Source organism: Burkholderia sp. Bp8992, from assembly GCF_003853705.1.
Taxonomy (GTDB): Bacteria; Pseudomonadota; Gammaproteobacteria; order Burkholderiales; family Burkholderiaceae; genus Burkholderia.
The window spans coordinates 142129-167085 of the sequence record NZ_QTQI01000014.1; the positions used below are offsets into that span (position 1 = coordinate 142129).

Below are 24957 nucleotides of genomic sequence, written 5' to 3' on the forward strand. Positions count from 1 at the left end.
ATGGCAAAGGAGAACAGATCTTGTCAGCGCAGCCCGTTCGCGCTTGGCTTCGAACATGGGGCGGAGGCCGTTGAGGACGCGCCGCTCCATGAAATCGAATCGAGGGTTCCAGAGTACAGGATTGGCTACGTCATTGGGCGTACCTACAGTGAAGCAATCCGGTATGTGAGCCTCGAGGCTGGATTCAAGCTTGCAGGAGAGCTTGGGGCCCGGTTCGATATCGATAAGGCGGACCTCGTTTCGGCCCTGCAGGTGTCTGCCGGGTGTCGACGCCTCATCGATGAGGGGTATGTGCAAGCGGCCGGTAGAGGTAGTGGCTCTCGCTAAGTTGCGACGCAAGGCGAGCGACATTTGCGGCCCGTGCTGGAATTCTGGCATTACGGCCTATCTATCGTAGACGTGGATTTCGTTGCGCGACGCTGTGATAGCTCGGCGTTACGCATCGAGGCAGGCAGATTTACTGGCCGACGCTTTGAGGGGGCCGCCCGCCGCCGTGCCAACCCACGACGCCATAACTCTGCACGAACTGGCCCAGCACCTGCATCGCTGGGGTATCCCTCGACTTTCTTCCTATCAGTTTTTCTAGCTGCACCCCATCGAGTTAGATTCCCGCACTGCGCGAATTCGCGGTAATCCGGCTGAGCTTCCCCGAGAGGGAAAAACAGATTCTGAATGAGAAGGCCGTTCGCTTGAAGTCAAACGAGAATCTGCCGGAATCATTGGAGTCGGCAAAGCGGTCAATATTGCAAGATTGTCAAGAGCTCTTAGATGCATGGTGCTAGCAGCGATTGGCCGGTTTGCTCGTTTTCGTCAGCCTGGACACAGGCTGACAGCCAACTTGCAGAGAAGCGAACGCATCTACTATCGTAGAGCTAGGCAGGCCCATGCGCTTTGGTGCTACCAAGTTGATTAAACTCGGACCGTCCCGCCGTATCAGACTAATGTCGGGCGCAGGTTCATGCTCCTTGAATCGGCCGCGCGTGGTGCGTAACCTCATGAAGCGAGCTTTTATCTCAAAGATGATGCCGCGCAGTTGCCTTCGATGTTTGGCGGCCATATCGCTTTTTTGAGCTATTGCGGCACGAGAGCGTGCCTTCTTCATCCTTGACTAGGTGAGGCACGACGGTCTTGATTTCCGCCGTGTTCGCTATCATTCTCAAGGTTTAGAGAAATGCGCCGATAAACAGCGGTCTTGCACGCGCCGGCGCCTCAATCGCATGTCGATACAGCCGACGTGGTGTTTCGAATGCCAACATGCCGCCTTGAGCGTTCCCGCTGGCAGCGCTTGAAAATCGTTTGCGGGTTTTCGTTATGAACCATCCAAGTATCTTCCATCCTGGTCCTGCCGCTATTTCGCCACAGCAGCGGTTACTGTTGATGCACGAGGGCGAGTGGGAAGACTTTATCGAGGAATGCGTCCGTCAACTTCAGAAGGAGGGACACTATGTTGAAGTGGTGGCTCTCGGGGGGAGTGGAGACAAAGGTCGTGACGTATGTGGATACTCGAAGGAATATCCGGCAGCGGGCACCTGGGACCTCTATCAGGCAAAACACTACGATAGTCCGTTGACGCCCAGCGAGTTTTTTCCAGAGCTTGCGAAGTTCGTGACGTGCGTCTGGCGTGAAGACTATACGCGCCCTGCGAAGTATTTCATATGTGCAAGCAGGGACGTTGGCACAACGCTTTTTGACCTGCTCAAGAATCCGGTACGACTGAAGGAACGACTTCTCGAAGACTGGCGAAAGAAAGAGGGCAAGTTCGGGAAGTTCAAACAACCCCTTGACGCCGACCTTGAAAAGTTCATTGAGGTATTCCCGTTTGAAGTTGTGAAGCGTCTGCCACCCATGGAACTGCTGTCAATCCACGAGAGAGATGCAGCTTCGTATTGGGCGCGATTCGGAGTCCTCGCTCCGCGAGAAAATGACCCAGAAGTGCCTCCAAAGCCGGTTTCTAGCGAGTCGACGTATGTGACTGCATTGCTGCGGGTATATGCCGAGCATGCACAGGTGAAGATTGATGACGTGCCCGATATTCCGCCCGCGCACGGAGCGCACTTCAAGGCGCAGAGGCGGCTCTTTTATTCTGCGGAGGGATTGCACCGCTTTAGCCGTGACAAGCTGCCTGGGGCATTTGAAGCGCTCCTGGACGAGGTAGAAAACGGGATTGGGGCAGAGTTGACCTTTCCGCACGAAAGCGGATTCGTTCGGCTGCACTCCGTTCTTAAAACAGCAAACGTGTTGCAGATAATGAATAACCCGTTGCGGGCGCGCCTCAGGTCCGGCGACCTGCAGGGCAGTTGTCATCATCTCGCAAATCAAGGTCGGGCCCAATGGGTCGAAAGCGATGAAGCAGACGGCGAAAGTGTTTAACAGTCCATTCGAGCTTGGCGTCCGGATGGTGTTCTTGCTGCTCGCATTGCATCCTCGCAAGGCGGACCTGCAGACACTTGTCTATCTGGACTATGCGGCAATTTACTCAGCTGACCTTGGCGGCCCAAGCAGCCTTCATACGCCAGTGCCGCTCCGGAATGGCGAGTACCTTTCCAGGCGAGATGTCATCGAGCAAGGGCTTTACCTGATGTCGACTAGGGGCCACGTGTCGATAGAGGTTGACGCTGGCGGAATCTGGTATTCGGCGGGGGAGAGTGCGACAGCACTTGTCGGACTGATTGCCGGGGAATACGGAGCGGTATTGGCGGAGCGAAGTCGCTGGGTGGCGGACACTTTCGGGAGCTGCTCGGCAAGCGAGATAGAGGCTATGTTTGTCGAGCGCGGATTGCGATGGGGAGCCCATTTCGTCGATGGCAGCTCCGACATCTTGGAGGGTTGATGAGTATTCAGCTTCACAGGTTGTGCGTCACCGGACCAGACCGGGAGCCAGCAGAACTGCTGTTCGCCGGACGGTCATATCTCGTGTTCGGGCCGACCGATACAGGTAAGTCATATGTTCTTGAGAGCTTGCGCTACGGACTTGGCTCCTCAGGAAAGCCTCGCGAAAATCAGTTCTCGGCGGGATATACCCGACTTGCGCTCCAGTTAAAGTCGGCCGCTGGCGAAGAGTTGACGTTCTTTCGGGACCTCGTAGACGGAAGCGAGGCGGTATGCGATGGCTACCATCAGACCCCACCTCAGGGCGCAGTTCCCGGAGGCAAGCCGCGAAAGATAGCAGTTGTTTTGGCGCAGCTGTGCGGTGCCTCGGAAAAGCGAATTTTGGTCAAAGCTGGGAAGCGCGAGGGGCTTGCGGCGGGCGACCTGCGTCACTTCAGTTTGTTTGACGAGATTGAAACTCTTGACTTGAAACCGTTGGTTGGAACGGACACAAACCTGCTGACACGAAGACGAGCCAGTGGTGCGGTCATTCTAACGGGACATGACGACGAAGGACTGACGCTGGTCGCCTCAGCCGCCAAACGGGCGAGTGCCGGTGGCTATGTCGAAGCAGTCGACGAGGAACTGGCGATACTAAACGCGCGACTTCCTAAGGACGTTAGTTCATCGAACGTACTTGAAGCGATGGCAAAGCTGGACACTCGTATTCAGGAGTTGCAGACGTTCTTGCGGAGCAATGAAAACGCGCTAAATGAGCTTAAGCGTGACCGATTGCACTTGCAAAGAGAGGTCCGGCGCATCGCCAATGAGCGCATTGCACTGACGGAAGCCCGCACGAGGTTCGAACTTCTCAGAGAGAAGTATTCGAGTGACCTTCAGCGGCTGGAGGCCGTCGAAACGGCCGCGTCGGTGATGGATATTTTTGCTCCCCGGCCCTGTCCGCTGTGCGATACGCCGTTGGTGATGCAGTCGCGACATGTGCACGCGGAGAACGACTCTTTTGCGCTGATGGCCGAGGCGGCGCGCGCAGAGTCTCAAAAAATTTCGCATCTTCAGCAGGGTCTTGCGTCAGCGATTCGCGAACTCGATGACGACATTGAGAGCCTGACGGTAGACCTTCGTGAAGTGCGCAAACGGGAAGAGGAAAACTTGGCCGAGCAGGACGCGCTGTTCGCGAAATCGCCTGGCGCGGATGGCGTCGGCCTGAGCGTGCTGGCCACGCAGAGAACGGAATGGGCGCTCGTATCGCGCGACTTGGACCGTGTCGACGTGCTGGTCAAGCGCCGTGAAGAGTACTCACAACTTGCCAAACGAAAAACTCAAACCGTAGTCCGAAACGTGGCGAAAGATGCGGTGAGTGTTTGCAGTCGCATCAAAGCGTTGCTGTCAGAGTGGGGAGTTCCGGGAGTCGAGGCGGTGCACTTCGACGAGAAGAATGTGGATATACTGATAAATCAGCGGAATCGAATTTCCTTCGGGAAAGGAAAGCGCGGGATTTTTTTGACGGCGTATGTGGTGGCGCTGATGGAGCACGCGTTGCAGAGTGGCAATCCACATCTCGGATTTGTAGCCGTCGACTCTCCTGTCGTCACTTATAAGGACCCTAAACACGGGGGGAAGGGCGAGGAGTTGCTGGACACGACGGTGGCCGACCGCTTTTACGAGTGGCTAGCCGCTCGTCAGGAGCCGGGGCAGGTTATCGTGCTCGAAAACGAGGAACCTTCGACGGCGTTACTCGAACAAATCTCCCACACTGAATTTATCGGTGAATCGGGCGGCGCGGGCCGACGGGGCTTCTTTCCGTCGTGAAGAGAACCTCGACCAACAGCTGGTGAGCCCCACGAGGACCTCGCTTGAGCGTGTTTGTCGTTGCTACAAGCAACCGGCGAGTGCCCGAACTGCGAGTTCTTTACACTTCGCGGACACACGCGGCGGCAGGGTTACTGCTGGCACTGTCCCGTTCCCGCACACCTGGATATGCTACTGGTCTGTGGGCTGTGACCGGCGGGGGCGGAAGTCTCTCGCCAAACTGAATGAGACTTTACAAACTCACACGGACGGGCGTTGCTGTACGCGAGGAAGCAAAAGTGCGGCCTGCTGCGGGTTCCGAGGGGAATCAACCGCCCCGATGCGCATCTGAGAGAAGCGAGGAGTCATGGATAAGAAAACGCGGGGCGCGTGGCTGGTCCACCATTCGCGCAAGGTTCAGGCGACGACCAATCAAGATTTTGATGCAATTGGATTTGCGGGCAAGTGCGGCATCTTGCTGTCAGCGCTTGCTGGCGAAGACGGGCAGTCTCAGCTGACGCGTCGGCGAGTCGACCGACTCGCGCAGGCAAACCACCTGAGTCCAAAGACCGAGGTTCCCGCCATCCTTCAGGAGCTGGAGCGACAGCGCCTGATAAATTCCAACGCAACACACGTCGAGGTCCTGGGTCTGAGCGGACACCGGATTCTCGAGCACACGTCCACTATCTTCGAGGAATCCGATAGGGAGGTTTTCGAGGATGCGGTACTTGACCTGTCGGAACTCGCATCCGAATCCCCGCTAACGGACCGGCACGCGTCAGAACTGTTGGCCGATATGCACAAGCTGTCGAGCCAAGAGGTGGGCGACACCCTGCGGCTCGGCACTGGAATTGGCTTCTTCGATGCCGAACCCATTTCGGCTTCGGAAAAACTGCTGTTTAACGGCAATCTTTTTCGTCGCGACGATGCAAAACGCATCAACGGAGTCTTGTCTACGCTCAAGCCAAATGAGGCGCGACTGGTGCAGGAACTCAATGCACAACTGCAGTCCGCAGGGTGCCTGCCATTGACGTCGGCCACGAAGGTCTTGGGTGAAGAGCTCTTCAAGAGTCTCCATTCGATTGGCATGTTTGACGTCAACGCTGTTGGCAATGATAGCGGCAAGAGCTTCTTCGTCACTCGGCCAGCAGCGTTTTCCAAGTTCAGCAATTCCATCGCCGACGATGCGCTGGACCTTGCCAAAGCGTTTGTGGCTTCGCTGACCTATGGCATGACGCAAAGTAGCTACTATCGAGGGCGCATTCAGGCGATTTCATTACTGATGAATAAGCTCATCAGAGGCGGTGAGGTCGGCCCGGCAACGGCCATCGGAAGCGACTATCAGGCGCTCGAATATCGTGGCGTCGTGCAGGTGACACCTGCCGATAAGGGCATGTTTACGATGAAACTGCTTAAACCGGAAGTGGGACGGCTCGCGCTTGCTGTCATCGAAGACGGCGATATCACGGCGGAAAGCGTGGCACAAATGCCCGGAGCGCGTGTCACAGAATATGGAACGCCTGAGCAGACCCGGGAGGTGCAGCGCAAGAACGTGACCGAGGCGGTAAAAATGAATACGGCGAACATCCTGAATGAACTAAGGACAGGAGGGTTCGGCAAATGATTGACCGGGACCAACTGCCCAAAGGACCGGCGACGGAAGAACGGCTACGCAACTACTTCCTCGGCGTAGGCTATTTCGTGCTAAGGGGGGCAAAGTTCAAATACAACGATTTTGATGTCACGGACATCGACTTGTGGTTGTATGGACTGAATTCACCGCTTAGCCGGGAACGTGTAAACGTCGACATTAAAGACAAGAAGACACCGCAGGCACTTGAGCGCATCTTCTGGGCCAAGGGGCTGCAGGACGTGCTGGGGCTAGACGCCTGTGTGGTGGCGACGACGGATGCGCGCCCGGACGTCCGGGAGTTCGGTCTAAAGCATGATGTTCGGGTGCTGGATGGTCACTTCGTCTCACGTCTGAAGCGGAGCGAAAAAAGCCAGTTGCACCGGCTGACGGAAGAGCAGTTTGTGCGGTTCGTCGACGATTCATCGCTTGGGAAGCTGGGCGGTGACTGGCGCGGGCGCTACGAGCAAAGCAAGTCGAGGGTGCTGGATTCGCTCGACTTCGACGGATGTAACGCCTGGCTGATTGATATCGAGTACTTCCTGAAGGAAGCCAGTTCGATGGGGTTCAAGGACCCATCCGCATGGCGACTCGCATATATTTCATGTTCCCTGTTCCTGATTTCACTCGACTTCGTGTTGCGTGACCACGTAACCCTTGAGCAGGACGAGCGCAGAGTAGTCTTGGAGAATGGCTTTCGCTACGGCAAGTCCGGACGCACGTTCGTCGAAAAGATTGGCAAGGTTGCAGCCGGTCTGGTGGCGAGCGTTGCTTCGCAGCCTGGACTCAGAGAAACCCTGGAACGGGAGCTTGCCACTCAGGCCGGGGACTTGCGCGCTGACATTCTGGCGGACTTTTTTTCTCGAAACGTTGCTCAGACCGCCCTTTTCGACGCAGCTCGCGAATTTGAAGCTGGTGCGTTTGCGCTCGAATTTTATTCACCTTCCCGCCTGTCGGCGGGGGCGCAAAGCGTATTGGGCGTCCTGTGCGACTTTTTTGGTCTCGACAGAAAGCGTATATTGGTCTGACATTGTGTGTTTCGGGTCGGAGCGTCGGCCTTCCGTCCGTCTATTGGGGGATACAGGGGCTTGTCCACGGGGCAAAAGACTCAACTCGCGATGGGTGTTGTCTGAGCGATAAGGAAATTGCCCAGCATCGTAACCGTCAGTAAAGGCAGGCTGACGGGTTGAACTGGCGGGGAATAGCAGATTGCCGAGACCGATTTCAAGTATAACCATCTACACATATGGAAAAAAATATGACGTGGCGGCTAGTGCCTTTAGGGCGCATGGACATTCCATCGTACCGACCCTTGTTCCTGTTGAGCTGAGAGAAAGCTTGCTTGCAGAGGTCACCAGAGCCTACTGCCCTGGTAAGACAGAGAAAGAGCGCGACGGTGTGATTTACGTTACGGCATGCCCATCGATGGTCTCCGAAGCATACCAACAGTGGATGTCTGGTAATCGTAATCATTTGCCGCTAAATCGCTTGGTAAGTCAGATGTTCGAGACTGCGAGCGACGTGCTTGAATCACGAGACGAGTTGAGGTGTGGCCCCGCACAGATTGCTGTGCGCGAGTCTGGTGTTCCGTCGCCAGCCCCTCATATCGATGGATACAGTAAGAATGAGCCTGAACCGAATACCCCTCGTGCTATCGTTGGCGTTTACTTGACCGACGTTCTCGATAAAGGCGACGGGGCGCTGATGGTATGGCCTGGTGAGCGGGTAGCCATCGCCAACCTACGAGATGCCCGGCGCTTCGATGAAGCAGAGAAAGTTGCACAGGCATGCAGGGAAGGAAATGCTGCATGTCAGCTACTACTTGGCGCAGCCGGAACAATATTCATCGTTGACGGTAACGTGCCACATGCAAATGCCGAACGGACAACCGACGGCAAGCGCATTGCAGTCTATCTTCGCGTCTATTGAAGCGGTTACGTTGAGTGTCGGGCGCTGCCTAGCGAGTCGAGTGGCGAGCCTATCCTCTTCGCTGGCGACCGGGTCGGGCGCCGCGATGCTTCGACTGTGCCAAACCCGCTCCTTCCTCAAGCAGACTCACACCTGGCAGTGGAGCAGTCAGCGTGGAGCCGGGACACAACAGCAGAAACGGAAATGAGAACAGCATTCGAATAGGCCGCATTAGCCGAGTGGCGGTGAGCCTCTTGCGGCGGTCGGCGCAAGAGGTGCGTTTGGAAATTTTATTTTTTCGGTACGTTTCTGACCTGAGACGGATCGTGTAGCCAAACGGCAAATGAGTTCTCTTATCCTAGAGGCAAGGAGAACTCGATGAAGAAGCGACATACCGACGAACAGATCATCCGCATTCTGCGGGAAGCCGAGAGCCAGGAGGTTCCGGTCAAGGATCTGTGCAAGCGCCACAACATCTCGGAGCAGACGTTTTACCGGTGGCGCACCAAGTTCGGTGGCATGGACGTGGCTGAGGCGGGTCGGCTCAAGGAGCTGGAATCGGAAAACGAGAAGCTCAAGCGGTTGGTCGCCGAGCAGTTGCTGGTGATCGACGGTTTGAAGGAGTTCAGCCGAAAAAAATGAGTTCCCCGGCGGGCCGGCGCGAAGCGCTGGAAGTCCTGACTCGGTGGGGGCTGTCACAACGCAAGGCATGTCGTTACCTGGGACTGAGCCGCCGGGTGGCGACCTACGCGCTCAAGCAACCGGAGAAAGACCGGAGCTTGGGCGAACGGTTGATCGCGGCCTCCCAAGAGGTGCCGCGCTTTGGCTATCGCCGGATCTCGGCCTGGCTGTCGTTGAGTGAATCGCGTGTGCGCCGAATGTGGCGTGCGTTGAAGCTGAACATCCCGAAGCGACGGCCGCGCCGACGGCGTTGCGGCAGCGATATCCGTCTGCCAGGCGCGACGAAGCCCAATTCGGTCTGGAGCTACGACTTCGTGCATGACCAATTGGTCGACGGTCGGGTCTTGAAGATGCTGTGCGTGATCGACGAGTACACACGGGAATGCCTGGAGATCGAAGTCGGCGCCAGCCTGCGTTCGCAGGACGTGATCCTGGTGCTGTCGCGATTGATGCGACTGTACGGCAAGCCAGCGTTCGTTCGGTCGGACAACGGCGCGGAATTTACTGCCGCCCGGGTCATGCGCTGGTTGCGTGACGCGGCAATCGGGTCGGCCTTTATTACGCCCGGTAGCCCATGGCAAAACGGCTTCGTCGAAAGCTTCAACGGCAAGCTGCGCGACGAACTGTTGAACCGAGAGTGGTTTCGCAGCCGGGCCGAGGCCAAGGTGCTCATCGAGCGCTGGCGGCAGTTCTACAACGAGCGCCGACCGCATAGCGCTCATCGTTACCAACCTCCCGCCACGGTCCGTCGAGCCTGGCTGGATTCCGATAATATCGACAGGCGACTCACTGCTTAACTGGCTAAAAAATCCCGCCGCAGGTCAAGGTAAAAGCGTGGCCGGGTTTGTACCAGCGCTTTGTACCAGTTCAATACGTCGAACAAAGCATGAAAAGCAGGCCAATTCAGAAATATCCTTGTGAAACAAGGACTTATGTCTTCGCCTGAGTGGCGCCAGACAAAGAAAAAGGCCGCTGAACCTTGCGGTGCAGCGGCCTTTCGCATTTGGTGGCGAATCAGGGATTCGAACCCCGGACCTGCGGATTATGATTCCGTCGCTCTAACCGACTGAGCTAATTCGCCGTGAAGAATTGAATTATGTCGGTCGGCCGCTTGGCTGTCAACAGCTTTTTCCATCTTTCGTGAAAAAAGTTGCCGGGCGGCCCATGGCGGCCTCGCGACAGGGCGGGTGGCGGGCTACCGGAACACCCGTCCGGCAACCCGTCCCCGCCGGCGCGTGCAACCTCAATCCTGCGCGTAGATGTTCGAGTCCTTCGTCTCCTTGACGAACAGCAGGCCGATTACGAACGTGGCCAGCGCGATCACGATCGGATACCAGAGCCCAGAATAGATGTTGCCCTTCGCCGCGACGATCGCGAACGCGGTCGCCGGCAGGAAGCCGCCGAACCAGCCGTTGCCGATGTGATAGGGCAGCGACATCGACGTGTAGCGGATCCGCGTCGGGAACATCTCGACCAGCATCGCGGCAATCGGGCCGTAGACCATCGTCACGTAGATCACGAGGATCGTCAGGATCACGATCGTCATCGGCCAGTTGAGCTGCGCCGGGTCGGCCTTCGCCGGGTAGCCGGCGCCCTTCAGCGTCGACGCGAGCGTCTTGTCGAACGCCGCGCCCTGCGCCTTCGCGTCGGCCGCCTTGCCGTCGTAGGTCTGGATCACCGCGTCGCCGACCTTGATCTCGGCCAGCGAGCCGGCCGGCGCCGCGACGTTCTCGTAGTTCAGGCCTGCCTTCGAGAGCGCGCTTTTCGCGATGTCGCACGAGCTCGTGAACTTCGACGTGCCCACCGGGTTGAACTGGAACGAGCAGGTGGCCGGGTCGGCCAGGACCGTGATCGGCGCCTTCTGCGTCGCGAGCTCGAGCTGCGGGTTCGCGTAGTGCGTGAGCGCCTTGAACAGCGGGAAGTACGTCAGCGCCGCGATCAGGCAGCCCGCGAGGATGATCGGCTTGCGGCCGATCTTGTCCGACAGCGAACCGAAGAACAGGAAGAACGGCGTGCCGATCAGCAGCGCGATCGCGATCAGGATGTTCGCGCTGGCACCGTCGACCTTCAGCGTCTGCGTGAGGAAGAACAGCGCGTAGAACTGGCCCGTGTACCACACGACGGCCTGGCCGGCCGTCAGGCCGACGAGCGCGAGGATCACGATCTTCAGGTTCTTCCACTGGCCGAACGCCTCGGTCAGCGGCGCCTTCGACGTCTTGCCTTCCGCCTTGATGCGCAGGAACACCGGCGATTCGTTCAGCTGCATCCGGATCCATACCGACACGGCGAGCAGCAGGATCGACGCGACGAACGGCACGCGCCAGCCCCAGCTGCCGAACGCTTCCTCGCCGATGAACGTGCGCACGCCGAGGATCACGAGCAGCGACAGGAACAGGCCGAGCGTGGCGGTCGTCTGGATCCACGCGGTGTAGAAGCCGCGACGGTTCGCCGGCGCATGTTCGGCGACGTAGGTCGCCGCACCGCCGTACTCGCCGCCGAGCGCGAGGCCCTGCAGCAGCCGCATCGCGATGAAGATCACAGGCGCGGCGATGCCGATCGACGCGTAGCCGGGCAGGAAGCCGACCACGAACGTCGAGACGCCCATGATCACGATCGTCACGAGGAACGTGTGCTTGCGGCCGACGAGGTCGCCGAGCCGGCCGAACACGATCGCGCCGAACGGCCGCACCGCGAAGCCGGCGGCGAAGCCGAGCAGCGTGAAGATGAAAGCGGCGGTCGGATTGACGCCGGAGAAGAAGCTCTTGCTGATGTAGGCCGCGAGCGAACCGGCCAGGTAAAAGTCGTACCACTCGAACACGGTGCCGAGCGACGACGCGAAGATCACCTTCTTCTCTTCGCCCGTCATCGGCGAGTGCGAAATTTGCCCGCCTAACGTTGCCATGAATCGTCTCCAAGTCCCTTGATATAGATGTGCGGCCGCCTTGGGTGGGCGGGCCTGTCGACGATTATTGGCACGGAAACTTACGGCGGACTGACTCGCGCGCACAAAGCGACTGCACGTTAACCCGCGCCGAATCGTCCGCTTCTCGTGTTGATTGTGCTGCGAACGTCCGGTAAATCGCCGGTTTCGACGCATTTGCGCCACACGGCGGCGGCGCGTGTCAGGGTTAATCCGGGGCCGTACCGGCCAACGGCAGGCTGACGCGCACGAGCGTGCCGGCGAGGCGCGGCGCCTGCTGGTAGACGTGATCGTCGAGCGTCAGCGTGCCGCCGTGCTGCGTCGCGATCTCGCGCACGATCGCGAGCCCGAGGCCGCTGCCGTCGCCCTCGCGGCCGAGGATCCGGTAGAAGCGCTCGACGACGCGCTCGCGTTCGGCGGCCGGGATGCCGGGGCCCGTATCCTCGACTTCGAGATGCGCGAACCGCGCGGCCGGGTCGGCACGCACGCGCACGGTGATGCGGCCGCCTTCGGGCGTGTAGCGGATCGCGTTGTCGATCAGGTTGCCGAGCATCTCGCGCAGCATCACCGGATTGCCGTCGACGTCGAGCGGCGCATCGTCCGGCGGCCCTTCGTAGCCGAGGTCCATCCGCTTCGCGAGCGCGGCCTGCACCCAGTCGCGCACCGCGCGCCGCGCGAGCGCGGCGATCTCGACCGGCTCGAACGTGAGCCCGCTCGCGCGGTTCTCGGCGCGCGCGAGCGCCAGCAGCTGCGTGACGAGCCGCGCGGCCTGCTCGGAGCTCGTCGCGATCTGTTCGAGCGAGCGCTGCACGTCGGGCGGGACCGGGTGGCGCAGCGCGAACTCGGCCTGCGTGCGCAGGCCCGCGAGCGGCGTCTTCATCTGGTGCGCGGCGTCGGCGATGAAGCGCTTCTGCAGCGCCATGTTCTGTTCGAGGCGCGCGAGCAAGTCGTTGAACGACGTGACGAGCGGCTCGATCTCGGGCGGCGCGCGCTGCGCCTCGACGGGCGACAGGTCGTCGGGCCGCCGCGCGCGGATGTGCGCCTGCAGCGCATTGAGCGGCGCGAGCCCGCGCGACAGCCCGAACCACACGAGCAGGATCGCGAGCGGCAGGATCACGAATTGCGGCAGGATCACGCCCTTGATGATGTCGTTCGCGAGCGCGTTGCGCTTGTCGAGCGTCTCGCCGACCTGCACGAGCACGGGCTGCGTGTCGCCCGATTGCGGCAGTGCGACCGTCGTATACGCGACGCGCACGTCGTTGCCGCGCAGCAGGTCGTCGCGGAACACGACGACGCCCGGCGGCGGGCGGTCCTCGTCGCGCGGCAGCGGCATGTCGGCTTCGCCCGCGACCAGTTCGCCGCGGGTGCCGAGCACCTGGAAGTAAACACTGTCGACGTTGTCGGCGCGCAGGAAGTCGCGCGTCTGTTCCGGCAGCGTCAGCTCGGCCACGCCGTTCACCGGATGAATCTGCCGGGCGAGCACGTACGCATTGGTTTCGAGCGCACGGTCGAACGGACTGTTCGCGATCGTCTTCGCGACGAGGTAGGTGACGGCGATGCTCATCGGCCACAGCAGCAGCAGCGGCGCGAGCATCCAGTCGAGGATCTCGCCGAACAGCGAGCGCGGGCGCGGCGCCTCGGGCGATTCGGTTTCGTCGGGCGGCGCGAACGGGTTTTCGTAGCGCGCGTCGCGCGCGTCGTCGGCGGCCGACGACGGCGCGCCGGTCGGGTGGCGGGAGTGGGCCGGCGTGGCCATCGCGGCGACGCCGGTGTCAGCGCAGCGGCGTGCCGGCCACCGCGGGCTGGGGCGCTGCCGTGTCGGCCGGCGCGGCGGGCGCGACCTTCTCGAGGCAATAGCCGAGGCCGCGCACGGTCGAGATCCGCACGCCGCTCGGTTCGATCTTCTTGCGCAGCCGGTGCACGTAGACCTCGATCGCGTTGTTGCTGACTTCCTCGCCCCATTCGCACAGGTGATCGACGAGCTGTTCCTTCGACACGAGCCGGCCGATCCGCTGCAGCAGCACTTCGAGCAGCCCGAGTTCGCGCGCGGAGAGATCGAGCACGTGGTCGTTCGCATACGCGATGCGGCCGACCTGGTCGAACGCGAGCGAGCCGTGGCGCACGACGGTCGGGCCGCCGCCCGCGCCGCGCCGGGTCAGCGCGCGCACGCGCGCCTCGAGCTCGTTGAGCGCGAACGGCTTGGCCATATAGTCGTCGGCGCCGAGGTCGAGCCCCTTCACGCGTTCGTCGACGCTGTCGGCGGCGGTCAGGATCAGCACGGGGAGGTTGGAGTTGCGCGCGCGCAGGCGCTTGAGCACCTCGAGCCCGGACATTTTCGGCAGGCCGAGATCGAGGATCAGCAGGTCGAAAGTCTGCATCGACAGCGCCGTGTCGGCATCGACGCCGCTCTTCACGTGGTCGACGGCATAGCCCGATTGGCGGAGTGACCGGGTGAGGCCGTCCGCGAGTATGCTGTCATCTTCGGCGATGAGGATTCGCATGTTGCTGACCGATGGCCGGCGGGGCGTTTGCGCCGGTGCGGCTGTCTCCGGAGTGATTCGTGTACAACGCCCGCATTGCGGGCTTGCATAAAACACTGTTTTTTTATACAGTGTCTGCATTCGGCGGCGCTTGAAAGCGGGCGCGCCTTTCACAGACGCTGCTCATCATAGCAAAGGACGATTCATGGAAGATAGCAAGAAGGGCTCCGGGATGACCGCCGAGAAGAGCAAGGCGCTGGCGGCCGCACTCGCGCAGATCGAGAAGCAGTTCGGCAAAGGGTCGATCATGCGGATGGGCGACGGCGAGGCGACCGAGAATATCCAGGTCGTCTCCACGGGCTCGCTGGGTCTTGATATCGCACTGGGCGTCGGCGGCCTGCCGCGCGGCCGGGTGGTCGAGATCTACGGTCCGGAATCGTCGGGTAAAACCACGCTCACGCTGCAGGTCATCGCCGAACTGCAGAAGCTGGGCGGCACCGCAGCGTTCATCGACGCCGAGCACGCGCTCGACGTTCAATATGCAGCGAAGCTCGGCGTGAACGTGCCGGAGCTGCTGATCTCGCAGCCGGACACCGGCGAGCAGGCGCTCGAAATCACCGACGCGCTGGTGCGCTCGGGCTCGATCGACATGATCGTCATCGACTCGGTCGCGGCGCTCGTGCCGAAGGCCGAAATCGAAGGCGAGATGGGCGATTCGCTGCCGGGTCTGCAGGCCCGCCTGATGTCGCAGGCGCTGCGCAAGCTGACCGGCACGATCAAGCGCACGAACTGCCTCGTGATCTTCATCAACCAGATCCGGATGAAGATCGGCGTGATGTTCGGCAACCCGGAAACCACGACGGGCGGCAACGCGCTGAAGTTCTATTCGTCGGTGCGTCTCGACATCCGCCGGATCGGCTCGATCAAGAAGAACGACGAGGTGATCGGCAACGAAACCCGCGTGAAGGTCGTCAAGAACAAGGTGTCGCCGCCGTTCCGCGAAGCGATCTTCGACATCCTGTATGGCGAAGGCATTTCGCGCCAGGGCGAGATCATCGATCTCGGCGTGCAGGCGAAGATCGTCGACAAGGCGGGCGCCTGGTACAGCTACAACGGCGAGAAGATCGGCCAGGGCAAGGACAACGCGCGTGAATTCCTGCGCGAGAATCCGGAAATCGCGCGCGAGATCGAAAACCGCATCCGCGAATCGCTCGGCGTCGTCAGCATGCCCGATGGCGTAGCCAACGAAGCCGAGGCGCTGGACGAAGAAGAGTGATGGTGGCGCGCCGAGGTCAGGCTGGCGAGCCGGTGGAGAGCGATGCGCCCGAAGCGGCCGGTCGCTCCGGCCGGCGAGCCGGATCCTCGGGCGCCGACCGGCGGAGCGCAGGCAGTCATGCCGCGAACCGCACCGCGACGAGGGCATCCGACGATGCCCTCGTTTCGTTTGAGATTGTCGCGCCGGACGATCCGTTCGACGACGACGAATCGTTCGACGCGCACGACCGCTCCCGCCGTCGCGTGTCCGGTGTCAGCTTCCCCGGCGATCGCGCAGCCGATGCGCCGGCACCGGCAAGAGAAGACGTCTATACACGCAGCAGCCAGCATCCGCGCCGCACGCGCCGTGCATCCGGCGCTGCTTCCAGTCCTTCATCCGGCGACATGCCGGGCGCCGCCGAACGCAAGTCGTCGAAACCGCCACGGTCATTGAAGGGCCGCGCGCTCGGCTATCTGTCGAGGCGTGAATACAGTCGCGCGGAACTCGCGCGCAAGCTCGCGCCTTACGTCGGCGAAGACGAATCCGTCGAACCGGTGCTCGATGCGCTGGAGAAGGAAGGCTGGCTGTCCGACGCACGTTTCGCCGAGAGCCTCGTGCATCGCCGCGCGTCGCGTGTCGGCGCCGCGCGCATCGTCAGCGAGCTGAAGCGTCATGCAGTCGGCGACACGCTCGTCGAGGAGGTGAACGCCCAGCTGCGCGAGACCGAATGGGCCCGCGCGCAGGCCGTCTGGCGCAAGAAATTCGGTGCACTGCCGCAAACGCCGGCTGAGCGTGCGAAGCAGGCGCGCTTTCTCGCCGCGCGCGGCTTCTCGAGCGCGACTATCGTGAAGTTGCTGAAGGTCGGCGACGATTTTCCGATCGACGACTGACCGGCCGGTCGCGCGCGTGGCGCGCGATTTTGCTGCAATGCAACTGCCTCCGGACAGGCGGGAATACCCGCCGTCGCGTCAAACTGTCTCAAATACCCAATATGCTAAAATCCGTGGGTTTTCCTCTTCGGCCTCAACCTCCAGCATGCCGCTATCCGAGCCCGTGCCCCGTCAGTTGCGACATCGACGCGCAATCCGAGCGGAAGCTTACGAGCGCGGCGACGGCTTGTGGGACATCGAAGCCTGCCTGACCGACCACAAGCCGCGCGATGTCGCGCTTGCGTCGGGCATCCGGCCCCAAGGCCTGCCGATCCACGAACTCTGGCTGCGCGTGACTATCGATCGTGAACTCAATGTCGTCGACGCCGAAGCGTCTTCGGAATGGGTGCCCTATCCCGGTCACTGTCAATCCGCCCCTCCTGCCTACCGGGCCCTCATCGGGCTCAATCTCTTCCGCAATTTCCGCCGCAACGCGAACCGGCTGCTCGCCGGCGTCGCAGGCTGCTCCCATCTCACCGAACTGTGCGCCGTGCTGCCGACGGCAGCGATCCAGGCGTTCGCCGGTGACGTGTGGAACGTGCGCGAGGAGGGCGGCGAAGGGCCGGATCACGACGGCGCGCACGCCGAACCGCCTTTCCAGCTCGGCCGTTGCCGCGCGCTGCGGTTCGACGGCGAGGTCGTGCGGCAGTACTACCCGCGCTGGTATGGCCCGATTCGGCCGGATATGCCCGGTGATGGCAGCACGAAGGAATGAACGGAAATCATTCGAAGAAGCGTCTTAAGCGACTTTTCATCCAACTCTCAGACTGAAGGGAATCACGCATGAAGATTCACGAGTACCAGGGTAAGGAAATCCTGCGGAAATTCGGAGTCGCGGTACCGCGCGGCAAGCCGGCGTTCTCGGTTGACGAAGCCGTCAAGGTGGCGGAAGAGCTCGGCGGCCCGGTATGGGTCGTGAAGGCTCAGATCCACGCGGGTGGCCGTGGCAAGGGCGGCGGCGTGAAGGTGGCGAAGTCGATCGAGCAGGTCCGCGAATACGCGAACCAGATCCTCGGCATGCAGCTCGTCACGCACCAGACCGGTCCGGAAGGCCAGAAGGTCAACCGCCTGATGATCGAAGAAGGCGCCGACATCAAGCAGGAACTGTATGTCAGCCTCGTCGTCGACCGCATCTCGCAGAAGATCGTGCTGATGGGTTCGAGCGAAGGCGGCATGGACATCGAAGAAGTCGCCGAAAAGCACCCGGAACTGATCCACAAGGTCATCGTCGAGCCGTCGACGGGCCTGCTGGACGCGCAGGCCGACGACCTCGCCGCGAAGATCGGCGTGCCGGCCGCTTCGATTCCGCAAGCACGCGCGATCCTGCAAGGCCTGTACAAGGCATTCTGGGAAACCGACGCATCGCTGGCTGAAATCAACCCGCTGAACGTCTCCGGCGACGGCAAGGTCATCGCACTCGACGCGAAGTTCAACTTCGACTCGAACGCGCTGTTCCGCCATCCGGAAATCGTCGCGTACCGTGATCTGGACGAAGAAGATCCGGCTGAAATCGAAGCGTCGAAGTTCGATCTCGCGTACATCTCGCTCGACGGCAACATCGGCTGTCTCGTGAACGGCGCAGGCCTCGCGATGGCGACGATGGACACGATCAAGCTGTTCGGCGGCGAGCCGGCGAACTTCCTGGACGTCGGCGGTGGCGCGACGACCGAGAAGGTCACGGAAGCGTTCAAGCTGATGCTGAAGAACCCGGATCTGAAGGCGATCCTCGTGAACATCTTCGGCGGCATCATGCGCTGCGACGTGATCGCGGAAGGCGTGATCGCCGGTTCGAAGGCCGTGAACCTGAACGTGCCGCTCGTCGTGCGCATGAAGGGCACGAACGAGGACCTCGGCAAGAAGATGCTGGCCGATTCGGGCCTGCCGATCATCTCGGCGGACAGCATGGAAGAAGCTGCGCAGAAGGTCGTCGCGGCAGCCGCAGGCAAGTAAAGCGCGCGCTAATGAACACGCATGGCGGCGCGGTTCATACGCGACGCCAATCGAACAGAGGTCAAAATACATGTCGATTCTGATCAACAAGGACACGAAGGTCATCACGCAGGGCATTACCGGCAAAACCGGTCAGTTCCATACGCGCGCCTGCCGTGAGTACGCAAACGGCCGCGAAGCATTCGTCGCGGGCGTGAACCCGAAGAAGGCCGGCGAAGACTTCGAAGGCATTCCGATCTACGCAAGCGTCAAGGAAGCGAAGGCAGAAACCGGCGCGACCGTGTCGGTCATCTACGTTCCGCCGGCAGGCGCAGCCGCTGCGATCTGGGAAGCGGTCGAAGCCGATCTGGATCTCGCGATCTGCATCACGGAAGGCATCCCCGTGCGCGACATGATCGAGGTGAAGGACCGCATGCGTCGCGAAGGCCGCAAGACGCTGCTGCTCGGGCCGAACTGCCCGGGTACGATCACGCCGGACGAACTGAAGATCGGCATCATGCCGGGCCACATCCACCGCAAGGGCCGTATCGGCGTCGTGTCGCGTTCGGGCACGCTGACGTATGAAGCCGTTGCGCAGCTGACGGCACTCGGCCTCGGCCAGTCGTCGGCAGTCGGTATCGGCGGCGACCCGATCAACGGTCTGAAGCACATCGACGTGATGAAGATGTTCAACGACGATCCGGATACGGATGCGGTCGTGATGATCGGCGAAATCGGTGGTCCGGACGAAGCCAACGCGGCAGAGTGGATCAAGGACAACATGAAGAAGCCGGTCGTCGGCTTCATCGCGGGCGTCACGGCGCCTCCGGGCAAGCGCATGGGCCACGCCGGCGCGCTGATCTCGGGCGGTGCGGATACGGCCGAAGCGAAGCTGGAAATCATGGAAGCGTGCGGCATCACCGTCACGCGCAACCCGTCGGAAATGGGCCGTCTGCTGAAGAAGGCGCTGTAATATTTCCCCCGGGGTTCGTCCTGCAGAAAACGCCGGCTTTGCCGGCGTTTTTTGTTATGCTCGCGCAATGGATTCGTAAGCACCGGGCATGCCTCGCGCATGTGCCGGCGATGAACCGGGCCGCCCGCGAGGCGGCCGCTGTCCTGTCCTCACCGCCATGCTCGAATTCCTGACATCCCTGCACTGGGGCGCCGTTCTCCAGATCGTCGTCATCGACATCCTGCTCGGCGGCGACAACGCGGTCGTGATCGCGCTCGCCTGCCGCAACCTGCCCGCGAACCAGCGGCTGCGAGGCGTCATCTGGGGCACCGCGGGCGCGATCCTGCTGCGCGTCGTGCTGATCGTGTTCGCGGTCGCGCTGCTCGACGTGCCGTTCCTGAAGCTCGGCGGCGGGCTGCTGCTGCTGTGGATCGGCATCAAGCTGATGGCGCCGGTCGAGGGCGCGCACGACGACATCAAGCCGGCCAGCCGGCTGTGGGACGCCGTGAAGACGATCGTGATCGCCGATGCGGTGATGAGCCTCGACAACGTGATCGCGATCGCCGGCGCGGCCGAGCAGGCCGATCCGGCGCACCGGATCGCGCTCGTGATCTTCGGGCTCGTCGTCAGCGTGCCGATCATCGTGTGGGGCAGCACGCTGGTGCTGAAGCTGCTCGACCGTTTCCCGATCGTCGTGGCGCTCGGCGCCGGGCTGCTCGGCTGGATCGCGGGCGGTTTGATCGTCAACGACCCGGTCGGCGACCGCTGGGCGGTGCTCGATACGCCGCAGGCGCTCTACGGTGCGAGCATTGCCGGCGCGCTGTTCGTCGTGGCGATCGGCTACGCGCTCAGGAAGCGCCACGGCGCACCGCACGCGCCCTGACTGGCCGTCCGGCCGACTGTCGGCTTCGCGGCCCGCTGGCTACGATCGAAACGCCTGCCTTGATCGGCAGGCGTTTTTCGTTTCCGGAGCCTGCCATGTTCGAAGCCTTTTCCGTTTCCCTGTTCCGTCGCGTTGCCGCCGATCTGCGGCGCGCGAACCGGCCCGCGCCGCGCTGGCGGCCAGCCGGCTTCACGCTGATCGAATTGATGATCGTGCTGGCGATCGTCGGCGTCGTCGCGGCCTATGCGATTCCCGCGTACCAGGATTACCTTGCGCGTTCGCGCGTCGGCGAGGGGCTCGCGCTCGCGTCGTCCGCGCGGCTTGCGGTCGCCGACAACGCGGCGAGCGGCGCGAGCCTCGACGGTGGCTACAGCCCGCCTGCCGCGACCCGCAACGTCGAATCCGTTGCGATCGACGGCGATACCGGCCAGATCACGGTCGCGTTCACCACCCGCGTCGCCGCGGCCGGCGCGAACACGCTGGTGCTCGTGCCGTCCGCACCCGACAAGGCCGAGGCGCCCACTGCGCGCGTGGCCCTTAAAAAGGGCGCGATGCAGGCCGGTGCGATTGCGTGGGAGTGCTTCGCGGCCGGCAAGGACGCGTCGTCGCTGCCGGCGCCGGGGGCCGGGCCGTTGCCGGGCGACGCCGCGACGCTGCCCGCGAAATTTGCGCCCGCGGAGTGCCGCGCATAGTGCCGGAAGAGGCGGGCGGCGGCGCGTACGGCGTGCGGGCCGCCGCTTCGGCCGGCCGGGGCCGTTGTTTCGCGCCCGGTCGCGGCGCGACGGCCCCGCACAGAGGAGGGAAAGTTTTGTATAGTGCGCCGGTTGCTGACATCCGGTTCGCTCATGCCTTCTACTTTTTCCCGTTCGTTGTCGCTCGTTGCGCTGGCTGTCGCCCTGATCGTGCCGTACGCGATCACGAATCACACGTATCCGATCCCGACCTTCTATTCCGAGTTTTCCGCGCTGGTGCTGTATCTGCTGGTGGGGCTGTCCGTCGTGCTGCTCACGCGCACCGAACGCCCGGCCGAGCCGTTTGCTGCGCCGGCCGCATTGGTCGTACCGCTCGGGTTTGCCGCCGTGCTGATCGCGCAGACCGTGCTGATGCCGCTCAAGGTGCCGTCGATGAACTGGCTGGCGGTCGGCTACCTCGCGGCCGCGCTGGTCGCGATGCAGGCTGGCTACGCGCTTGCGCGCGACGGGCTGGCCGAAGCCGTGTCGCGGATGATGGCCGGCGCATTGATCGTCGGCGGCGTGTTCGCGGTCGGCACCCAGATCGTGCAGTTGTTCCACCTCGAGTCGGCCGTTTCGCCGTTCGTCGTGATGTACAACGTCGCGGTCGACCGCCGCCCGTACGGCAACATGGCACAGGCGAACCACCTGGCGAGCTACATCGCGTTCGCGCTCGCGGGTGCGCTGTATCTCGTGCAGACGCGCCGGCTCGCGGTGTGGGCGTGGCTCGCGCTGTCGCTCGTGCTGTCGGTCGGTCTCGCGCTGACGGTGTCGCGCGGGCCGTGGCTGCAGGTCGCGGTGATGGTCGTCGCGGGCTTCTGGATGGCGTGGCTCGAATCGCGCCGCGCGCCGGGCAATGCGCGCGCGTGGCTGATACCGGTCGTGCTCGCGGCGGCGTTCGTCGCGGTGAACGTCGCGGTGCGCTGGGCCAACGTGCACTATCACCTGAATCTCGCGGAATCGGCGGCCGACCGGATGCGCGACGCGGGGCAGATCGCGCCGCGCCTCGCGCTGTGGAAGTACGGGCTCGCGATGTTCCGGGAACATCCGCTGCTCGGCGTCGGCTGGGGCGAATTCCCGTCGCACCAGTTTGCGCTCGTGCGCACGCTCGGCGGCGTTGAAATCGCGAACAACTCGCACGACATCTTCATCGACCTGCTCGCGAAGTCCGGCCTCGTCGGCCTCGGCATACTCGTTGTCACGCTCGTGGCGTGGTTCGTGCGCGCGATGCGCGCGCCGCAGTCGAGCATGCGCGTGTTCGGCTTCGCGCTGATCGGCATCGTGCTGATGCATGCGCTGGTCGAGTATCCGCAGCAGTACATGTTCTTCCTGCTGCCGGCGATGTTCGTGATCGGGCTGCTCGACGTGAAGCCGTTGCGTATCCTGCCGGGTCGCGCGGCATTCGGGCTGTTCGCGGTGCTGTCGTTCGGCGGCGTGCTGGCGGCCGTGCCCGTGCTGCGCGACTACCAGCGCGCGGAGGTGCTTTACTACGGCAGCGATCCGGCTGCGCAGTACCGCGATGCGCCGTCGCTGCTGTTCGGCGCATGGGGCGAATACGGTGCGGCCACGCTGCTGCCGATTTCGGCGGATGATTTGCCGGCCAAGCTCGCGGCGCACGAGCGCGCGATCGCGCTGCTGCCCGGCGAGACGGTGCTGCGCCGCTATGCGGTGCTGCAGGCGCTGGCGGGCCGCGAAGCCGACGCGCTCGATACCGTCGCGCGCCTGCATGTGTTTGCGAAGGAGCTGAAGGACTGGCCGCAGCAACTGGCGCTGCTGTACAAGCTGTGCGACCAGCAGCCGGCGCTGAAGACGTTCAGGGCGGCCGTCGTGGCAAAGTACGGGGAAGTACCGGCCGATGCGGCCGACGATTCGGACGACGACGATTCGGATTGATGGGCGAAGCACTCGCCGGAACGGGGAATTCCGGCGTTGATTGTGTCGCGCTGCGGCGGAGGCTGGCGTCGGGCAGGGCAGCCCGGCGCGAGCCATGGGACGCGAGCGGCGTATCGATTACATCGCGGATCGCGTGGATTCCAGTCGAATGAACGGCGATTCGCGTCAACCATTGTCAAATCGCCGCCGCTGACGAGGCGCCGCGTGCACAATGCGCGAAAGCGCTCGCGTGCCCGCCGGCGCGGGGGCCGGCCGGCATGAATACAGGCAGCGTCCCGGCCATCCGGGTAGTCTGCCAGGCAGGATCGCGGCCGAGCATCATCGGCCGTGCGGCCGTAACGGGGCGCCGGTCCGATGGCCGCGGCGCAGTGTGACGCACGTGACGTGGCCCTGGGCACTTTTCCTGGGCGCGACGCGTTCGTCCGGAACAGTACCAAGAACGATATTCGACCATGGCTATTCGCTCGACCTACCTGATCCTTCCCGCCGTCGCGATGCTGTTTTCCGGCTGCGCGATGCTGTCGTCGTCGCAGGAAAGCAAGCTGACCTGTCACATTCCGCGCGCCGTCTATCCGGACACCGCCAAACCGCTCTCGCGCCCGGTGACCGTGCTCGTGCGTGCGCTGATGACGACATCCGGCGAAGCGCAGAACGTCACCGTGACGACGAGCAGTCGCAACGCGGCGGCCGATCGCGCGGCCGTCGACGCGATGACGCACGCAAGCTGCGTGCAGACGGGCGCGACCGCGAATCCGTTCCTGCTGACCCAACCGTTCGTATTCGAGCCGTCACGCGGCCAGTGACGTGCGGGCAGTGCACGTCGTGCGTAGGCGGCTGCACCGGTTGTGCGTGGCTATCGAAAGTCGATATACGCGGTAGTTGTGCCGAGCGCTCGAGATTCGTGTTCGAAGCATCTCGGGCGAGCCGTAGCGGGCCGGCTCGCCGTATCGGCGCAGACCGGCCGGCAACGCCTCCCGCACGCGATCAGAAGATCCGCTTCTTCAGCGTGAATCCGTGCAGCCAGTACAGCGTGTTGGTCTGTGCGTCGAAGTAACCACCTTGCGCGACCTTGTCGGTCGTCTGATTCCACGACTTTCCCGCATCGGTGCTGCTGAACGTCAGGTCGATCGGTGAGCCGCCGCGATCTCCCGAGTTCGGGTCGGTTGCGTAGACGAGCAAGAGGCCGTCACGACCGACGCTCATGCTGTCGAGCCTGAGCTTCCCGTCGAAGGTGCGCAACTGCCGCACGGCGTCGGGATGGTCGTTCGTCCACGTGGAAATGGCGCCTGTCCGGTGGCCATTGTCACGACCCTCGCCGTTCTGCTCCTTGTCGAGACGCGACAGCGCGTAAAGCGAATAGTGTGGTGCCGGTCCCGGTGTGGTGTCGAGCGCGGTGATGACCTGACCCGGCACCACGGTTTCCGTCACGAATGCGTGCTGCTCCCAGTCGAGCCGGTCGACCACGCTGTGAGCCGGTGCTTCGGCAGTCTGTGCGACATGGTAGGCGATCCGCAGAACACCGTCCGGGCCGAGGCTGATTGCATTGAAATCCTGGCGCGTTTCGCTGCCGACGTGCGCATCGGCCGGCACATCGATCGCTTGCCACGTGTTTCCACCGTCCGAAGTCCGCCATATGCGGGGCCCCCAGCCGGCCGCGTAGCCGCGCTGCGGATCGAGAAAGAGCAGCCGGCCGATGTTCTGGCCAGCGGGCCATTGAAGTTGCGACCAGATCTGGCCGCCATCGGTCGATTTCCACAGCCTGGTGGTTTGTGGCGCGTCGCCGCCTTGTGCCTCGGGAGCCTTGTAGTTCATCCATGACGTGCCGATGAACTGAACGGTCCAGTCGGGCGAGTACCACCAGGCGGCATTCTGGCCGACCTGCTGGAAATGGCGTGTCATCCCGCCATCGATGGTTCCGCGGAAGAAACTGATCGTCATGCGGTTCAGCAACTCGCCGGTGTCGTTCATCCACGCTTCGGTCGGCTCGGGCCGCTGCGGCTCGTTCGATTCGGGCTGGGGCTTGAACGTTACTACGGGATTGGCGAGCTTGACGCTCATCACGTCATTGCCCTTGATGCGGAAGCTGCCGCCGCCGTATGGCGTCTCGTCCCGCATGAAGTTTGTCGAAATCGTCTCCCGATCCATCGTG

At 62.5% G+C, this 24957-nt stretch carries 21 protein-coding genes and 1 tRNA gene; 17 read left to right on the forward strand and 5 right to left on the reverse strand.

The window, feature by feature from the left end:
• The 8 genes from DIE03_RS21265 (at position 1) to DIE03_RS21305 (ending at position 9633) form a co-directional block, all read left to right on the forward strand.
• Positions 1 to 327 carry a hypothetical protein gene (locus tag DIE03_RS21265; protein WP_124453737.1) on the forward strand — a complete coding sequence of 109 codons (327 nt, stop codon included), beginning with the start codon at positions 1 to 3 and terminating at the stop codon, positions 325 to 327.
• 984 nt (positions 328 to 1311) lie between these two features.
• Positions 1312 to 2370 (forward strand): ABC-three component system protein, encoded by a 1059-nt coding sequence (locus DIE03_RS21270; protein ID WP_124453739.1) that lies wholly within the window; start codon positions 1312 to 1314, stop codon positions 2368 to 2370.
• Positions 2345 to 2830, forward strand: coding sequence for an ABC-three component system middle component 2 (locus DIE03_RS21275; RefSeq protein WP_124453741.1), 486 nt, complete (start codon positions 2345 to 2347; stop codon positions 2828 to 2830). Before DIE03_RS21270 ends, DIE03_RS21275 begins: the two co-directional genes overlap by 26 nt.
• Positions 2830 to 4638, forward strand: coding sequence for a hypothetical protein (locus DIE03_RS21280; protein WP_124453743.1), 1809 nt, complete (start codon positions 2830 to 2832; stop codon positions 4636 to 4638). Before DIE03_RS21275 ends, DIE03_RS21280 begins: the two co-directional genes overlap by 1 nt.
• Before the next feature lie 346 nt (positions 4639 to 4984).
• On the forward strand, positions 4985 to 6241 hold the full coding sequence (locus DIE03_RS21285) for a hypothetical protein (protein WP_124453745.1): 1257 nt from the start codon (positions 4985 to 4987) through the stop codon (positions 6239 to 6241).
• Positions 6238 to 7275 carry a hypothetical protein gene (locus DIE03_RS21290; RefSeq protein ID WP_124453747.1) on the forward strand — a complete coding sequence of 346 codons (1038 nt, stop codon included), beginning with the start codon at positions 6238 to 6240 and terminating at the stop codon, positions 7273 to 7275. Before DIE03_RS21285 ends, DIE03_RS21290 begins: the two co-directional genes overlap by 4 nt.
• A 181-nt stretch (positions 7276 to 7456) precedes the next feature.
• On the forward strand, positions 7457 to 8176 hold the full coding sequence (locus DIE03_RS21295; RefSeq protein ID WP_185658191.1) for a hypothetical protein: 720 nt from the start codon (positions 7457 to 7459) through the stop codon (positions 8174 to 8176).
• A 357-nt stretch (positions 8177 to 8533) separates the two neighbouring features.
• A protein-coding gene (locus tag DIE03_RS21305) for an IS3 family transposase (protein ID WP_124453749.1) occupies positions 8534 to 9633 on the forward strand; the annotation gives its coding sequence in 2 pieces (ribosomal slippage) (positions 8534 to 8786 and positions 8786 to 9633; 1101 coding nt in all).
• 207 nt (positions 9634 to 9840) lie between these two features.
• Here the strand turns inward: DIE03_RS21305 and DIE03_RS21310 are convergent.
• From DIE03_RS21310 to DIE03_RS21325, 4 genes are all read right to left on the reverse strand, one after another.
• Positions 9841 to 9917 (reverse strand) — tRNA-Met (locus DIE03_RS21310).
• Between the two features lie 162 nt (positions 9918 to 10079).
• A complete protein-coding gene (locus DIE03_RS21315) occupies positions 10080 to 11738 on the reverse strand; it encodes an MFS transporter (protein WP_124453751.1) in 1659 nt (552 codons plus the stop codon).
• 226 nt (positions 11739 to 11964) lie between these two features.
• Positions 11965 to 13512 carry a sensor histidine kinase gene (locus DIE03_RS21320; protein WP_124453753.1) on the reverse strand — a complete coding sequence of 516 codons (1548 nt, stop codon included), beginning with the start codon at positions 13510 to 13512 and terminating at the stop codon, positions 11965 to 11967.
• 16 nt (positions 13513 to 13528) lie between these two features.
• Positions 13529 to 14257 carry a response regulator transcription factor gene (locus DIE03_RS21325; protein ID WP_124453755.1) on the reverse strand — a complete coding sequence of 243 codons (729 nt, stop codon included), beginning with the start codon at positions 14255 to 14257 and terminating at the stop codon, positions 13529 to 13531.
• A gap of 184 nt (positions 14258 to 14441) precedes the next feature.
• On the opposite strand from DIE03_RS21325, the gene recA reads away from it, so the two are divergent.
• The 9 genes from recA (at position 14442) to DIE03_RS21370 (ending at position 23611) form a co-directional block, all read left to right on the forward strand.
• Positions 14442 to 15512, forward strand: coding sequence for a recombinase RecA (gene recA, locus DIE03_RS21330; protein WP_124453757.1), 1071 nt, complete (start codon positions 14442 to 14444; stop codon positions 15510 to 15512).
• Positions 15512 to 16381 (forward strand): recombination regulator RecX, encoded by an 870-nt coding sequence (recX, locus tag DIE03_RS21335; protein ID WP_124453758.1) that lies wholly within the window; start codon positions 15512 to 15514, stop codon positions 16379 to 16381. Before recA ends, recX begins: the two co-directional genes overlap by 1 nt.
• Positions 16382 to 16526: 145 nt before the next feature.
• Positions 16527 to 17135, forward strand: a complete 609-nt coding sequence (locus DIE03_RS21340; RefSeq protein WP_124453761.1) for a DUF2889 domain-containing protein — start codon at positions 16527 to 16529, stop codon at positions 17133 to 17135.
• Between the two features lie 68 nt (positions 17136 to 17203).
• Positions 17204 to 18370 carry an ADP-forming succinate--CoA ligase subunit beta gene (gene sucC / locus DIE03_RS21345; RefSeq protein WP_006755512.1) on the forward strand — a complete coding sequence of 389 codons (1167 nt, stop codon included), beginning with the start codon at positions 17204 to 17206 and terminating at the stop codon, positions 18368 to 18370.
• Positions 18371 to 18440: 70 nt separating this feature from the next.
• The gene (gene sucD / locus DIE03_RS21350) at positions 18441 to 19322 is read left to right on the forward strand and encodes a succinate--CoA ligase subunit alpha (RefSeq protein WP_006477916.1); all 882 of its coding nucleotides are present in this window, start codon (positions 18441 to 18443) and stop codon (positions 19320 to 19322) included.
• Positions 19323 to 19479: 157 nt separating this feature from the next.
• Positions 19480 to 20184: a TerC family protein gene (locus tag DIE03_RS21355; protein WP_124453763.1), complete on the forward strand. Its 705-nt coding sequence runs from the start codon at positions 19480 to 19482 to the stop codon at positions 20182 to 20184.
• 95 nt (positions 20185 to 20279) lie between these two features.
• On the forward strand, positions 20280 to 20876 hold the full coding sequence (locus DIE03_RS21360) for a pilin (protein ID WP_124453765.1): 597 nt from the start codon (positions 20280 to 20282) through the stop codon (positions 20874 to 20876).
• 153 nt (positions 20877 to 21029) lie between these two features.
• The gene (locus tag DIE03_RS21365) at positions 21030 to 22808 is read left to right on the forward strand and encodes a Wzy polymerase domain-containing protein (RefSeq protein WP_124453767.1); all 1779 of its coding nucleotides are present in this window, start codon (positions 21030 to 21032) and stop codon (positions 22806 to 22808) included.
• A 452-nt stretch (positions 22809 to 23260) separates the two neighbouring features.
• Complete coding sequence (locus tag DIE03_RS21370) at positions 23261 to 23611, forward strand: TonB family protein (protein ID WP_124453769.1); 351 nt, start codon at positions 23261 to 23263, stop codon at positions 23609 to 23611.
• 181 nt (positions 23612 to 23792) lie between these two features.
• On the opposite strand, the gene DIE03_RS21375 is transcribed toward DIE03_RS21370, so the two are convergent.
• Positions 23793 to 24953: a glycosyl hydrolase gene (locus DIE03_RS21375; protein ID WP_124453822.1), complete on the reverse strand. Its 1161-nt coding sequence runs from the start codon at positions 24951 to 24953 to the stop codon at positions 23793 to 23795.
• Positions 24954 to 24957 lie beyond the last annotated feature (4 nt).

Coding starts and splice junctions, on each gene's coding strand:
- DIE03_RS21265 (WP_124453737.1), top strand. CDS start 1: ATGGCAAAGGAGAACAGATCTTGTCAGCGCAGCCCGTTCGCGCTTGGC.
- DIE03_RS21270 (WP_124453739.1), top strand. CDS start 1,312: ATGAACCATCCAAGTATCTTCCATCCTGGTCCTGCCGCTATTTCGCCA.
- DIE03_RS21275 (WP_124453741.1), top strand. CDS start 2,345: ATGAAGCAGACGGCGAAAGTGTTTAACAGTCCATTCGAGCTTGGCGTC.
- DIE03_RS21280 (WP_124453743.1), top strand. CDS start 2,830: ATGAGTATTCAGCTTCACAGGTTGTGCGTCACCGGACCAGACCGGGAG.
- DIE03_RS21285 (WP_124453745.1), top strand. CDS start 4,985: ATGGATAAGAAAACGCGGGGCGCGTGGCTGGTCCACCATTCGCGCAAG.
- DIE03_RS21290 (WP_124453747.1), top strand. CDS start 6,238: ATGATTGACCGGGACCAACTGCCCAAAGGACCGGCGACGGAAGAACGG.
- DIE03_RS21315 (WP_124453751.1), bottom strand. CDS start 11,738: ATGGCAACGTTAGGCGGGCAAATTTCGCACTCGCCGATGACGGGCGAA.
- DIE03_RS21320 (WP_124453753.1), bottom strand. CDS start 13,512: ATGGCCACGCCGGCCCACTCCCGCCACCCGACCGGCGCGCCGTCGTCG.
- DIE03_RS21325 (WP_124453755.1), bottom strand. CDS start 14,257: ATGCGAATCCTCATCGCCGAAGATGACAGCATACTCGCGGACGGCCTC.
- recA (WP_124453757.1), top strand. CDS start 14,442: ATGGAAGATAGCAAGAAGGGCTCCGGGATGACCGCCGAGAAGAGCAAG.
- recX (WP_124453758.1), top strand. CDS start 15,512: ATGGTGGCGCGCCGAGGTCAGGCTGGCGAGCCGGTGGAGAGCGATGCG.
- DIE03_RS21340 (WP_124453761.1), top strand. CDS start 16,527: ATGCCGCTATCCGAGCCCGTGCCCCGTCAGTTGCGACATCGACGCGCA.
- sucC (WP_006755512.1), top strand. CDS start 17,204: ATGAAGATTCACGAGTACCAGGGTAAGGAAATCCTGCGGAAATTCGGA.
- sucD (WP_006477916.1), top strand. CDS start 18,441: ATGTCGATTCTGATCAACAAGGACACGAAGGTCATCACGCAGGGCATT.
- DIE03_RS21355 (WP_124453763.1), top strand. CDS start 19,480: ATGCTCGAATTCCTGACATCCCTGCACTGGGGCGCCGTTCTCCAGATC.
- DIE03_RS21360 (WP_124453765.1), top strand. CDS start 20,280: ATGTTCGAAGCCTTTTCCGTTTCCCTGTTCCGTCGCGTTGCCGCCGAT.
- DIE03_RS21365 (WP_124453767.1), top strand. CDS start 21,030: ATGCCTTCTACTTTTTCCCGTTCGTTGTCGCTCGTTGCGCTGGCTGTC.
- DIE03_RS21370 (WP_124453769.1), top strand. CDS start 23,261: ATGGCTATTCGCTCGACCTACCTGATCCTTCCCGCCGTCGCGATGCTG.
- DIE03_RS21375 (WP_124453822.1), bottom strand. CDS start 24,953: ATGGATCGGGAGACGATTTCGACAAACTTCATGCGGGACGAGACGCCA.